Raw genomic sequence first — 13,201 nt, forward strand, 5'->3', positions numbered from 1 at the left:
CACCTCGCGCAGCGTGGGCGGGAAGACCTGGGGCAGCGCGGCGTCGACAGGCGAAGTCGGGTCGGTCATCCGCCGTTGTAGGGCGCGACGACGACCTCGACCCGCTGGAACTCCTTCAGGTCGGAGTATCCCGTGGTCGCCATCGACTTCTTCAGCGCCCCGATGAGGTTGGCGGTGCCGTCGGCGACGGGAGCCGGGCCGTACAGCACCGACTCGAGGTCGGTGACCTGCTCGACGGCGACACGACGGCCGCGCGGCAGCTTGGGGTGGTGCGATTCGGGGCCCCAGTGATAGCCGCCGCCGGGCGCATCGGTGGCGCGGGCCAGCGCGACACCGAGCATGACGGCGTCGGCGCCCATCGCGAGCGCCTTCACGATGTCGCCCGAGGTCCCCACCCCGCCGTCGGCGATGACGTGCACGTATCGCCCGCCCGACTCGTCGAGGTAGTCGCGGCGCGCGCCGGCGACGTCGGAGACCGCGGTGGCCATCGGCGCGTGGATGCCGAGGGTGGCGCGGGTGGTGGATGCCGCGCCCCCGCCGAACCCGACGAGAACGCCCGCCGCGCCCGTGCGCATGAGGTGCAGCGCCGCGGTGTAGGTCGAGGCGCCGCCGACGATGACGGGCACGTCGAGGTCGTAGATGAACTTCTTGAGGTTCAGCGGCTGGTCGCCGCTCGAGACGTGCTCGGCCGAGACCGTCGTGCCGCGGATGACGAAGAGGTCGACCCCGGCGGCGACGACGGTCTCGTACAGCTCCTGCGTACGCTGCGGGGTGAGCGACCCGGCGACCGTGACGCCGGACTCGCGGATCTCGGCGAGACGGGCGCGCACGAGCTCCGGCTTGACCGGCTCGGCGTACAGCTCCTGCATGCGCCGGGTCGCGGCGTCGTCGTCGAGCGAGGCGATCTCCGACAGCAGCGGCTCGGGGTCGTCGTAGCGCGTCCACAGCCCCTCGAGGTCGAGCACGCCCAGGCCGCCGAGCTGACCGAGCATGATCGCCGTGCGCGGGCTCGTGACGGAGTCCATCGGGGCGCCCAGCACCGGGATGTCGAACTGGAACGCGTCGATCGACCAGGCCGTCGAGACATCCTCGGGGTTGCGCGTGCGCCGCGAGGGCACGACCGCGATGTCGTCGAACGCGTAGGCCCGGCGGGCGCGCTTGGCGCGGCCGAGCTCGATCTCCATGCTCACCCCTCCAGCCTACCCGGGTGGGTTCGCGCGGCATCCGGTCGAACGGGCCGACGGCGAGGCATCCGCCGCCCCGTCGCACTCACCAGGGTTCGTCGCTGCGCGGGACGACGGCGAGCACCGCCGAGAGCTCCTCGGGGAAGCAGGCCTCGAACAGCTCGGTGGTGCGCGGGTCGCCGCCGTAGTCGTCGACGAGGCGCAGGCCGATCATGGTGTTGATGAGCATGCCCTCCGCGAGGAAGCTGCGTCCCTCCTCGGCGGTGAACCCGGCCTCGCGGATGAGCTGCCACACCTCGGCGAACCCGCTCCGCGCCGCAGGGCCGATCGTGGGGTGGCTGCCGAGCAGGAACGCGTGCGAGAGGGTCTGATGCAGACCGCGCACCTCGAGCAGGCGCACGTACGCGGTGCCGATGCGCTTGGACAGCGGCGCATCGTCGTCGGATGCCTCGATCGCGGCGCGGAACGCGGAGAGGAGACGCTGCAGCGCTTCGCCCAGGGCGGCGAGGAACAGGCTCTCCTTCGATCCGAACAGGCGTACGACGTAGGGCTGGCTGACCCCCGCGGCCCTGGCCACCTCGTCGGTCGTGGTGCCGACGTAGCCGCGCGCGCCGAACACCGCGAGGGCGGCGAGCACGATCTGCTCACGACGCTCGTCGGAGCTGAGCCGACGCGTGGGATCGGTCGCTCGGGAGACCACCTCGACAGCGGTGTCGGAGGCGGTGTCGGTGTCCGGGGAAGCCATGCTTGACATGTTATCAGTCGATTACTACAGTCGCTCCTGTCGTAGTAATCATTCGATTACAAACTTCTATCGCTCGAAGGAGCACCCCATGTCCACCGCCCGTCTCCGCCCCTTCGGGATCGTCGTCGCCGCGGCATCCATCCCGATGTTCATGGCCACGCTCGACAACCTCGTCATGACCAACGCCCTCCCCGTGCTGCACACGCAGCTCGGTGCCGACGTCACCGAGCTGCAGTGGTTCGTCAACGCCTATACGCTCGCGTTCGCCGGCTCGATCCTGCTCGCCTCGGCGCTCGGCGACCGGTTCGGGCGCCGCACGGTCTTCGCGATCGGGATCGCCGTGTTCGGCATCGGCTCGGTGCTCGCCGCGCTCAGCACCGACCCGTCGCAGCTCATCGCCGCCCGCGCCCTGCAGGGATTCGGCGGAGCCGGGGTGCTGCCCCTCTCGCTCGCTCTCATCTCCGGCGGCGTCGCGCCCGAGCGGCGCCCGCTGGCGATCGGCATCTGGGGCGGCGTGTCCGGCCTGGGAGTGGCCGTCGGTCCGCTGGTCGGGGGCGCGGTGATGGAGGGGTGGAACTGGCAGGCGATCTTCTGGATCAACGTGCCGATCGCGATCCTCTCGATCCCCTTCGCACTGTGGGCGCTGAGCAACGACCGTGGAGCCCGCCAGCGCATCGACGTCATCGGCGTGCTGCTCGTCGGCGCCGCCGTGGTCGCCCTCGTGCACGCGATCGTCCGCGGCAACGACGACGGCTGGAGCTCGGCCGGCGTGCTCGCCGAACTGGCCGCGGGCGCGCTCCTGATCGCCGGATTCGTCTGGCGCCAAGCCCGCACGTCGGCGCCGATCGTGCCGCTGCGGCTCTTCCGCGACCGCAGCTTCACGCTCACCAACCTGGTCGGCTTCGGGTTCAGCTTCGGAACGTTCGGCGCGGTCTTCATCCTCATCCAGTACATGCAGGTGGTGCAGGGTGCGACGCCCCTCGAGGCCGCCGTGCAGACCTCGCCGTGGACGCTCGCGCCGATGATCGTCGCGCCGCTGGCCGGAATGATCGCCCCGCGCGTCGGCACCCGGGTGCTCATGATCGTCGGGCTCGTGCTGCAGGGCACCGCGCTGCTGTGGCTCGCGCTGCAGCTGTCGCCGAGCACCCCCTACGTCGAGATGGTCGTGCCGTTCATCATGGCCGGCGTGGGCATGGGCCTCGTGTTCGCGCCGTCCGCGACGGCACTCCTGGCGACGCTCGGCGTGATCGACCACGCCAAGGCCTCGGGGGTCAACTCCACCGTGCGCGAGATCGGCATCGCCCTGGGCACCGCCGTGCTGACCGCGATCTTCACCGGCTTCGGCGGCGAACTCCTCCCCGACCTCTACGTCGAGGGCGCCCGCCCCGCGGTGCTGGCCGGTGCGGCGGTGCTGTTCCTGACCGCGGTGTTGTCGCTGTGGCTCCCCGCAGGACGCTCGTCGGTCTCCGTCGAGGCGACCACGACGGAGGGGACGACGGATGCTGCGGGAGCCGTGCCGTCGGAGCGGACGGATGCCGCAGCATCCGCCCCCTCCGCCGACGCGCCCGAGCTCACCCGCGCCTGATCCCCGATCGACCGGTCGCGACTCGCCGCACGCGCACCCGCGCGGACGGCGAGTCGCGACCGTTCGACGGGGAGTCCTCAGCGGGCGCGCACGACGCGTGACTCGTCCCACACCGGCTCGGGCGCCTCGTAGACGGCGCCGTCCGAGCCGAAGACCAGGAAGCGGTCGAACGATCGCGCGAACCACCGGTCGTGGGTGACCGCCAGCACCGTGCCCTCGAACCGGTCGAGGGCGAGCTCCAAGGCCTCCGCCGAGGCGAGGTCGAGGTTGTCGGTGGGCTCGTCCAGCAGCAGCAGCGTCGTGCCCGACAGCTCCAGCAGCAGGATCTGGAACCGCGCCTGCTGCCCGCCGCTGAGCGTGTCGAACGCCTGCTGCGCCTGGGCGATCAGCCCGTAGCGGTCCAGCGCCGACGACGCGGCGTCGCGCGGCATCCCCGCCCGGTTGTCGTCGCCGCGGTGCAGCAGATCGAGCAGCGAGCGCCCGGTGAACTCCGGATGCCGGTGGGTCTGGGCGAACCAGCCCGGCACGACGCGCGCGCCGAGGATCGCCCGGCCGGCGTGCGCGACCGGCGGGAGTCCCGCCCCGATCGTCGTGATGTGGCCGAGGCGCCCATCGGGATCGGTGCCGCCGCGGGCGAGCAGCCGGAGGAAATGGGACTTGCCCGATCCGTTGGACCCCAGCACCGCGACACGATCGCCGAACCACACCTCCAGATCGAACGGCTTCATGAGTCCGGTGAGCTCGAGCTTCTCGGCGATCACGGCGCGCTTGCCGGTGCGCGCGCCGCGCAGGCGCAGCTGCAGATCCTGATCGGGTGGGCGCTCCTCGGGCGGGCCGGCCTGCTCGAACTTGGCCAGCCGCGTGAGGGCGGCCTGGTAGCGCGACGCGAAGCCGTCGTTCGCCGCCGCCTTCACCTTCATCGCCGCCACGAGCGCGAGGAGCTTCGCATGCTCCTCGTCCCAGCGGCGCCGCAGCTCGTCGAGGCGGCTCATCCGGTCCTCCCGCGCCGCGGCGTAGGTGGCGAAGCCGCCGCCGTGCACCCACGCCGTGCTGCCCGCGCCGCCGGTCTCGAGCGTGACGATGCGGTCGGCGCCGCGCGCGAGCAGCTCGCGGTCGTGCGAGACGAGCAGCACGGTCTTGGGCGTCGTGCGCAGGGCGTCCTCGAGCCAGCGCTTGCCCGGTACGTCGAGGTAGTTGTCGGGCTCGTCGAGCAGCAGCAGCTCGTCGGGTCCGCGCAGCAGCGCCTCCAGCACGAGTCGCTTCTGCTCGCCGCCCGACAGGGTGGACAGCTCCCGGAATCGCGCTCGCTCGAACGGCAGCCCGAGCGCGGCGACCGTGCAGGTGTCCCACATCGTCTCGTGCTCGTAGCCGCCGGCGTCGGCGTAGTCGGCGAGCGCCGCCGCGTAGCGCAGCTGGGTGTCGAGGTCGTCGTGCGCGATGATCGCGTTCTCCGACGCGTCGAGCTCCAGCGCGGCATCCCGGATCCGTCGGGGCGCCACCTCGATCAGCAGGTCGTGGACGGTGGCGCCGTCGCGCCCGTGCCCGACGAACTGGTCCATCACGCCGAGCGCACCGCCGAGGGTGACCGCGCCGCCGTGCGCGCGTTCGTCGCCGCGCACGATGCGCAGCAGCGTCGACTTGCCCGCCCCGTTCGGCCCGATCAGCGCCGTGGTCGAGCCTTCGCCCACGCGGAAGGTCACCTCGTCCAGCAGCGGCCGCCCGTCGGGCAGCGTGAACGAGACGCCGTTGATGTCGAGGTAGCCCATCGTCGCTTCTCCGGTCGGCCGCACGCGGCCCTGCCTGCGGCGCAGAGCGGATGCTGCGGCATCCGTCGTCCTCGCCGGCCCGCCGATCGCGAGCCGACCAGTCTACAAGCGCGTCAGCTCGCCGTCGGCCCCATCCGGCGAAGCCGTCGGCGCTGGATCGCACCGGTCAGCAGGCCGTTGAACGCGTAGGCGAGGAACCCCCACGAGCCCGCCCACGGCGAGACCGCCATCGCGACGAAGCCGCAGATCACGGCGGCGAGTCCGCCGGCGCCCTGATAGATGATCTGCGACGTGGACTCCTCCGTCAGCAAGTGGCCGTCGCGGGCCGCCGCCCACCGCCAGGAGAGGTGACCGAGCAGGGCGGCGAAGAAGAAGTTGATCGGCAGCAGCATCCGCCCCGCGTAGTAGTCGGAGTAGTCCGACACGAGGCTCGTGGTGAACGGGATCAGCACGACGAACAGCAGTCGCGCGTTGTTGAGCCAGATGAGCGTCGCATCGGCGCGCGCGATGTCGCGGAACTGCTGGAGATGGATCATCCACAGCAGGCTCAGCAGCGCGAAGCTGACGCCGAAGCCCGAGAAGCTCGGCCACATCCCGGCGAGGTCCGCCCAGAGCTGCCCGTCGCTCCCGACCTGGCCGATCGCCGTCGTGGTGAGATCGAGCACGAGCAGGGTCGCGGCGATGGCGAACACCGCGTCCGTGTACGCCTCGACGCGTCCCTTGTCGAAGTACCGCGCAGCCGGCTGGTCGGGCATGCGCCCACGCTAGCGGGATGCCGCCGCCCGCGGCATCCGCCTACCGCCTGCGGAGCCCCTCGAAGTTCGGAGAATCGCACGTACTTCGGAGTGAATCGCCCGTTCGACTCCGAAGTACGCGCGAGCCTCCGAAATCCGAGACGACACGGCACACGCCGGACGCGAGAAATGGATGCCGCGGGTTCAGCGCTGTGCGCGGTGCAGCCCTGCGGCGACCGCGCGTCGGATGGCGCGCCCGACCTCGGCCCGGTCGTGCACCACCTGCGCGTAGCCGAAGCGCAGCACCGTGTAGCCGCGCAGCCGCAGCTCCACGTCGTGCGCGATGTCCTTCGAGCGCTGCCCGGCCGACGAGTGGAACTCGAACCCGTCGATCTGCACCACGAGCCGTTCATCGATCAGGAGGTCGACCCGCCTGCCGGCGATCATGATCTGCTGCCGCACCCGCAGCCCGCTGCGCCGCAAAGGCAGCACGACCATCGTCTCCAATCCGGAGTCGCTGAGCCCGACGACGGCGAGCGCGCACTCGGCGGCCGCCCGGGTGCTCCACGGGATCGCGCGCAGCGCCTCGACTGCGAGCTTCTCGACCCTGATCGCCGACTCCCAGATCACCAGCGCGTCCTCGCGAGGGACGCATCCTGCGATATGGGCCAAGGCGTCCTCTGCAGACTCCTCCAGCTCCTGCGGCGACGTCGGCGGGATCGTCCAGTGCCTCACGACGTCGTCGCCGACGGCCGGCGCGGCCGCGTGCGGGTGGACATGGAGGTGCGTGCGCGAATCGACGCCCTCCGGCATCCACCATCCCCGCCGTCGCGCGAGGGTCACGCACGCGACGCGCCCACCGGCCCCGGCTGCCGCGCGCAGGACGGGCGGGGCCGACTCGAGCACCACCCACTGACGACGGAGCACTTCCACCTGCGGGTCGCGCAGGACGGCACGTAGAACGGCGACCGGGAATCCGGCGTCGAGGATGTCGCGGCGGTGGGCGATCCCGTCGCGCGCGCCGATCCACGCCAAGAGCTCCATGGCTTCAGGGTGCCGGGACCTACGCCGCCCGATCGCCTGATGGGAGGGATCCGTGGAGACGGGCCGTCCACCGCTCGTTGGGGAGGAGTCGCCGCCGCCCGAGCTTCGGAGGATGCGACGTTCTTCGGAGCAGAGCGTCGCATCAGCTCCGAAGTACGCGCGAATCCCCGAAGTCCGCGCGGACGGCAGCCCGCGGCATCCGCCTACTTCTTGTAGTTCGGCGCCTCGACCACGATCTGCACGTCGTGGGGGTGGGACTCCTTGAGCCCGGCGGCGGTGATCCGCACGAACTTGCCCTTGGCCTTCAGCTCCGCGATCGTGCGGGCGCCGACGTAGAACATCGACTGCCGCAGCCCGCCCACGAGCTGGTAGGCGACGGCGCCGACCGGACCGCGATAGGCCACCTGGCCCTCGATGCCCTCGGGGATGAGCTTGTCGTCGGTGGGCACGTCGGCCTGGAAGTAGCGGTCCTTCGAGTACGAGGTCTTCTTGCCGCGCGTCTGCATCGCGCCGAGCGAGCCCATTCCGCGGTACTGCTTGAACTGCTTGCCGCCCTGGAACACGATCTCGCCGGGCGACTCGTCGGTGCCGGCGAGCAGCGACCCGAGCATGACGGTGTCGGCGCCGGCGACGAGCGCCTTCGCGATGTCGCCGGAGTACTGCAGACCGCCGTCGGCGATCACCGGGATCCCGGCTTCGCGGGCGGCGAGGGATGCCTCGTACACCGCGGTCACCTGAGGCACGCCGACGCCGGCGACCACGCGCGTGGTGCAGATCGACCCCGGTCCGACGCCGACCTTCACAGCATCCACACCCGCATCGATGAGCGCCTGCGCACCCTCGCGGGTCGCGACGTTGCCGCCGATGACGTCGATGTGCGCGAACGTCGGATCGGCCTTGAGACGACGGACGATGTCGATCACGCCCTGCGACTGTCCGTTGGCGGTGTCGACGACGATGACGTCGACACCCGCGTCGCGCAGCGCTTCGGCGCGCTCCCACGCGTCGCCGAAGAAGCCGATCGCGGCACCCACGCGCAGGCGCCCCTGCTCGTCCTTCGTGGCGAGCGGGTACTTCTCGCTCTTGTCGAAGTCCTTCACGGTGATGAGGCCCGCAAGGCGCCCGTCGTCGCCGAGGAGCGGCAGCTTCTCGACGCGGTGCTTCGCGAACAGCGCGATGACGTCGTTGGCCCCGATGCCCACCGGCGCGGTGACGAGGTCCTCGCTGGTCATGACGTCTTTCACGAGAGTGGTCGAGCGCTCGAAGCCGGAGACGAAGCGCATGTCACGATTCGTGACGATGCCCACGAGGCGGCCCTCGCCGTCGACGACGGGAAGGCCCGAGATGCGGAACTGGGCACAGAGCGCCTCGACCTCGTCGATGGTCGCGTCCGGCGTGGTCGTGATGGGGTCGGTGATCATTCCCGACTCGCTGCGCTTGACCCGGTCGACCTGCGCCGCCTGATCGGCGATGGAGAGATTGCGATGAAGGATGCCGAGCCCGCCCTCGCGCGCGATGGCGATCGCCATGCGCGCCTCGGTCACGGTGTCCATGGCGCTCGAGACGAGCGGAGTCGCGACCGTGATCCGGCGGGTGACCCGTGAGGAGGTGTCGGCCTCGCTCGGGATGACGTCGGTGTGGCCCGGAAGCAGCAGCACGTCGTCGTAGGTCAGTCCGACGATGCCGAACGGGTCGTTGTGCTCCATAGGTGTCTCCTGCGCGCGCGGCGCGTTGCTCGGTGGACGACGACGGCCGGTGCGCTGAGGGAGAGGGATGCCCCCACGCTCCGTACTCGATTCTAAGTCGGACACCCGGCGAATTGTTCCCGAGCGGGAGCCGCGCGCCACTACGGTGGACGCAGTCCCACCTCAGGTGGATCTCGGTTCCGATTGCATCACGTCTCCGGAATGCTCTGTGGTCGAAACAGAACCGACACATTACGCTCGTACCGTTCATCAAGGCCGATGTTCACCCGATGGTTCGGTCGACGATGACGGACTGGAGGCTCCGTGGGTTCCACGACTGCGACCGCCCGACGATCTGCGCGCTGGGCGGTGCTTCTGATCGCGGCGACGTTCGCCGCGATCCTGCTCGCCCTGTCGAGTCCGCTCGCCGCGCACGCCGCCGGCGCGCCGAGCACGCCCGGCGGCGATCAGACGAAGACCGACTTCTACTTCGGCGGGGTGATCACGTTCAACAACCAGCCCGTCCCCGACGTGAAGGTGAAGGTGGACGGCAACGGCTTCTCGGCCGAGACGATCACCGACGCCGAGGGCAAGTGGCGTCTCTACGTGCCGGAGAAGAACAAGTACACGCTGACCGTCGACGAGTCCACGCTCCCCGACGGGGTGATCGTCGCGGGATCCTCCGCGTCGCAGGAGGTCGAATTCGGACTCACCGGGTCGAAGATCGTCAACCTCTTCCTCGGTGAAGGCGTGCGCGAGACGCAGTCCTTCATCGATCAGCTCCTCTCGCGACTGGTCAACGGTCTCAACTTCGGCCTGCTCCTCGCACTGGCGGCCATGGGCGCCGCCCTCATCTACGGCACCACCGGGCTGTCGAACTTCGCCCACGGCGAGATGGTGACGTGGGGCGCTCTGGTGGCGCTCATGATGAGCACGTTCTGGCAGCTGCCCCTGTGGCTCGGCATCGCGGCAGCCCTGGTCGGCGGCGGTGCCCTGGCGCTGGCCTTGGATGCCGCGCTGTGGCGCCCGCTGCGTCGACGCGGTCTCGGCGTGGTGCAGCTGATGATCGTCAGCATCGGCCTGTCGCTCGCACTGCGCTACTTCTACCAGTACCTCATCGGCGGGGCGACCTTCCAGCTCGAGGGGGCGAGCCCGACGCCGTACGACTTCGGCCCGATCCAGCTCTCCTACATCGACCTGATCAGCATGGGCGTGAGCATCGTGGTGATCCTCGGGGTGGCCTACTTCCTGCGGGGCACGCGCATCGGCAAGGCCACGCGCGCCATCTCCGACAACCCACAGCTGGCCGCGGCATCCGGAATCAACGTCGACCGGGTCGTGCGCATCGTCTGGATCCTGGCCGGCGTGCTCGCCGCACTCTCGGGCATCCTGTGGGCGTACTTCCGCCCCGGGGTGAAATGGGACATGGGCACGCAGATGCTGCTCCTGATCTTCGCCGCGATCACGCTCGGCGGTCTGGGTACGGCCTTCGGCGCCCTCATCGGATCGCTCATCGTCGGCGTGGTCGTGGAGACCTCGACGCTGTGGATCCCCTCCGACCTGAAGTACGCCGGTGCACTGGTCGTGCTGATCCTCATCCTGCTGATCAGACCGCAGGGCTTGCTCGGCCGTCGAGAGAGATTGGGGTAGCGCCATGGACTGGGGCGCCATCATCGGCAACACGCTCGGGTACCTCCTGAGCCCCGTCACGATCGCGTACGCGCTCGCGGCGACCGGCCTCGCCGTGCACTTCGGCTTCACCGGCCTGCTGAACTTCGGCATGGCGGGGTTCATGGCCCTCGGCGGCTACGGCTACGCCATCTCGATCCTCAGCTTCGGGCTGCCCTGGTGGGTGGGCATGATCGTGGGCCTGCTGCTGGCGGCGCTGTTCGCGGTGATCCTCGGTGTGCCGACGCTGCGGCTGCGCGCCGACTACCTCGCCATCGTGACGATCGCAGCCGCGGAGATCATCCGCCTGCTGTTCACCACGCAGCTGTTCGACGCGTATACCAACTCCGCCGACGGTCTCGGCGGCTACCACGACGGCTTCCGCTCGGCCAACCCGTTCCCGGCGGGCGACTACGGCTTCGGCCCGTTCCAGTTCAACGAGACCGGACTGTGGGTGCGCGTGTTCGGCCTCATCCTCCTGGCGGCCGCGATCCTGGTGGTGTGGGCCCTCATGCGCAGCCCGTGGGGCCGGGTGCTCAAAGGCATCCGCGAGGACGAGGATGCCGTGCGCTCGCTCGGCAAGAACGTCTTCGCCTACAAGATGCAGGCGCTCGTGGTCGGCGGCGTGATCGGCGCGATGGGCGGCATCGTCTACGTGCTGCCGTCGGCCGTCGTGCCGTCCAGCTACACGACGTCGCTGACGTTCTTCCTGTGGACGATCCTGCTGCTCGGCGGTGCCGCGACGATCATGGGCCCGTCGCTGGGCGCGCTCATCTTCTGGATGGTGCTCGCCCTGCTCGGCAACCTCCTGCCGGAGCTCGCCAAGGCCGGCTTCCTCCCGATGACCGACATCCAGGCGGGCACGTTGCGCTACATCCTGGTGGGCGTGGCCCTCATGCTGCTGGTGATCTTCCGTCCACAGGGCATCCTCGGCGACAAGAGGGAGATGACCTTTGTCAAGTAACGAGAACGAGGGGGACGTCCGCGGCCCCGCCGACGACTTCGTGCCCACCGCACCGCCGACGACCGGCAGCATCCGTCGCCCCAAGGCCACGGGCCTGGCGAAGGGGGAGCCGGTCCCCGGCGTCGCCAAGACCGACCCGATCATGGTAGTCGACGGCGTCACGCGCCGCTTCGGCGGCCTGACCGCCGTCGACGTCGCGCACCTGGAGATCCCGCGCAACGCCATCACCGCCCTGATCGGCCCCAACGGCGCCGGCAAGACGACGCTGTTCAACCTGCTGTGCGGGTTCGACAAGCCCAACACCGGATCGTGGTCGTACGACGGCAAGAGCCTCGCCGGCATCCCCGCCTTCAAGGTGGCCCGCATGGGTCAGGTGCGCACCTTCCAGCTCACCAAGGCCCTGTCGCTCCTGACCGTGCTCGAGAACATGAAGCTGGGCGCCCCCGGTCAGCGCGGTGAGAAGTTCTGGCAGAGCTTCTTCCCCGCCATCTGGCGCAAGCAGGAGACGGCCAACGAGGAGAAGGCCCGCGACCTCCTCAAGAGGTTCAAGCTCGACGCCAAAGAGGCCGACTTCGCCGCCTCCCTGTCGGGCGGACAGCGCAAGCTGCTCGAGATGGCGCGGGCGCTCATGAGCGATCCCAAGCTCGTCATGCTCGACGAGCCCATGGCCGGCGTCAACCCGGCGCTGACCGAATCGCTGCTCGATCACATCCTCGATCTCAAGGACCTCGGCATGACGGTGCTGTTCGTCGAGCACGACATGCACATGGTGCGTCACATCGCCGACTGGGTGGTCGTGATGGCCGAGGGCAAGGTCGTCGCCGAAGGACCGCCCGACACGGTCATGCACGACCAGGCCGTCATCGACGCCTACCTCGGAAGCCACCAGGACGTCGACCTCGGCGTCGTGACGGGGCGCGTCGCCGGCGAGCTCGACACCTCCGCGGTGCAGCTGCTGGAAGAGATCAAGGAAGAGCAGGAGGCCTCGATCGACGGGGCCGAGGAGGGAAGCCGATGAGCGACGCAGCGTCCCGCGCCACGGGCGCGAGCGCCCTCGCCGAGGGCAAGACCGACCGCGTCGTGGTGGAGGTGAAAGACCTCGTCGCCGGCTACCTGCCCGGTGTCAACATCCTCAACAGCACCAACCTGGTGGCGCGCAAGGGCGAGCTGATCGGCATCATCGGCCCGAACGGTGCCGGCAAGTCCACGCTCCTGAAGGCCATCTTCGGCCTCGTCAAGGTGCGCGGCGGCGACATCACCGTCAACGGCGACAGCATCGTCGGCCTCAAGGCCGACAAGCTCGTGCAGCGCGGCGTCGCCTTCGTGCCGCAGACGAACAACGTCTTCCCCTCACTGTCGATCGAGGAGAACCTGCAGATGGGGCTGTTCCAGAACCCCCGCATCTACAAGGAGCGCCTCGAGTTCGTCACCGGCATCTTCGCCGAGCTGGGCAAGCGCCTCAAGCAGCGCGCCGGCTCGCTCTCCGGCGGCGAACGGCAGATGGTCGCGATGTCGCGGGCGCTCATGATGGATCCGTCGGTGGTGCTCCTCGACGAGCCCTCCGCCGGGCTCTCGCCCGTGCGTCAGGACGACGCGTTCCTGCGCGTCTCCGAGATCAACAAGGCGGGCGTGACCACGATCATGGTCGAGCAGAACGCCCGGCGCTGCCTGCAGATCTGCGACCGCGGCTACGTCCTCGACCAGGGGCGCGACGCCTACGAGGGCACCGGTCGCGAGCTGCTGAACGACCCGAAGGTCATCGGCCTCTACCTCGGGACCCTCGGCTCCGACGGCGTCTGACCCGACTGACGAGAGGACCGGATGCT

The 13,201-nt window shown here is 69.9% G+C and carries 11 protein-coding genes; 5 read left to right on the forward strand and 6 right to left on the reverse strand.

All coding sequences use genetic code 11. The annotated features are described in order from the left end of the window. Positions 1 to 65 precede the first annotated feature (65 nt). Both ACSJDX_RS00945 and ACSJDX_RS00950 read right to left on the reverse strand, forming a co-directional pair. Positions 66 to 1,184, reverse strand: a complete 1,119-nt coding sequence (locus ACSJDX_RS00945; protein WP_438355021.1) for a GuaB3 family IMP dehydrogenase-related protein — start codon at positions 1,182 to 1,184, stop codon at positions 66 to 68. A gap of 85 nt (positions 1,185 to 1,269) precedes the next feature. Further along, on the reverse strand, positions 1,270 to 1,929 hold the full coding sequence (locus ACSJDX_RS00950; protein ID WP_438353736.1) for a TetR/AcrR family transcriptional regulator: 660 nt from the start codon (positions 1,927 to 1,929) through the stop codon (positions 1,270 to 1,272). Between the two features lie 88 nt (positions 1,930 to 2,017). Here ACSJDX_RS00950 and ACSJDX_RS00955 point away from each other — a divergent pair, with 88 nt between their 5' ends. Continuing rightward, a complete protein-coding gene (locus ACSJDX_RS00955; RefSeq protein WP_438353737.1) occupies positions 2,018 to 3,514 on the forward strand; it encodes an MFS transporter in 1,497 nt (498 codons plus the stop codon). 77 nt (positions 3,515 to 3,591) lie between these two features. On the opposite strand, the gene ACSJDX_RS00960 is transcribed toward ACSJDX_RS00955, so the two are convergent. From ACSJDX_RS00960 to guaB, 4 genes are all read right to left on the reverse strand, one after another. Further along, complete coding sequence (locus tag ACSJDX_RS00960) at positions 3,592 to 5,280, reverse strand: ATP-binding cassette domain-containing protein (protein ID WP_438353738.1); 1,689 nt, start codon at positions 5,278 to 5,280, stop codon at positions 3,592 to 3,594. A gap of 113 nt (positions 5,281 to 5,393) precedes the next feature. After that, positions 5,394 to 6,035 carry a TMEM175 family protein gene (locus ACSJDX_RS00965; protein ID WP_438353739.1) on the reverse strand — a complete coding sequence of 214 codons (642 nt, stop codon included), beginning with the start codon at positions 6,033 to 6,035 and terminating at the stop codon, positions 5,394 to 5,396. 183 nt (positions 6,036 to 6,218) lie between these two features. Beyond that, positions 6,219 to 7,058: an endonuclease domain-containing protein gene (locus ACSJDX_RS00970; protein ID WP_438353740.1), complete on the reverse strand. Its 840-nt coding sequence runs from the start codon at positions 7,056 to 7,058 to the stop codon at positions 6,219 to 6,221. 203 nt (positions 7,059 to 7,261) lie between these two features. Next, entirely contained in the window at positions 7,262 to 8,764 is a 1,503-nt protein-coding gene (guaB, locus tag ACSJDX_RS00975; protein ID WP_438353741.1) for an IMP dehydrogenase, read from the reverse strand. A gap of 303 nt (positions 8,765 to 9,067) precedes the next feature. Between guaB and ACSJDX_RS00980 the strand changes: the two genes are divergently transcribed. The 4 genes from ACSJDX_RS00980 (at position 9,068) to ACSJDX_RS00995 (ending at position 13,175) form a co-directional block, all read left to right on the forward strand. Further along, on the forward strand, positions 9,068 to 10,393 hold the full coding sequence (locus tag ACSJDX_RS00980) for an ABC transporter permease subunit (protein ID WP_438353742.1): 1,326 nt from the start codon (positions 9,068 to 9,070) through the stop codon (positions 10,391 to 10,393). A gap of 4 nt (positions 10,394 to 10,397) precedes the next feature. Further along, on the forward strand, positions 10,398 to 11,375 hold the full coding sequence (locus ACSJDX_RS00985; RefSeq protein ID WP_438353743.1) for a branched-chain amino acid ABC transporter permease: 978 nt from the start codon (positions 10,398 to 10,400) through the stop codon (positions 11,373 to 11,375). A 142-nt stretch (positions 11,376 to 11,517) separates the two neighbouring features. Further along, positions 11,518 to 12,393, forward strand: a complete 876-nt coding sequence (locus ACSJDX_RS00990; protein ID WP_438355022.1) for an ABC transporter ATP-binding protein — start codon at positions 11,518 to 11,520, stop codon at positions 12,391 to 12,393. Continuing rightward, the gene (locus tag ACSJDX_RS00995; RefSeq protein WP_438353744.1) at positions 12,390 to 13,175 is read left to right on the forward strand and encodes an ABC transporter ATP-binding protein; all 786 of its coding nucleotides are present in this window, start codon (positions 12,390 to 12,392) and stop codon (positions 13,173 to 13,175) included. The genes ACSJDX_RS00990 and ACSJDX_RS00995 overlap by 4 nt, the downstream gene beginning before the upstream one ends. Positions 13,176 to 13,201: the final 26 nt, after the last annotated feature.

The sequence above is a fragment of the Microbacterium fluminis genome (genome assembly GCF_051549805.1).
Taxonomy (GTDB): domain Bacteria; phylum Actinomycetota; class Actinomycetes; order Actinomycetales; family Microbacteriaceae; genus Microbacterium.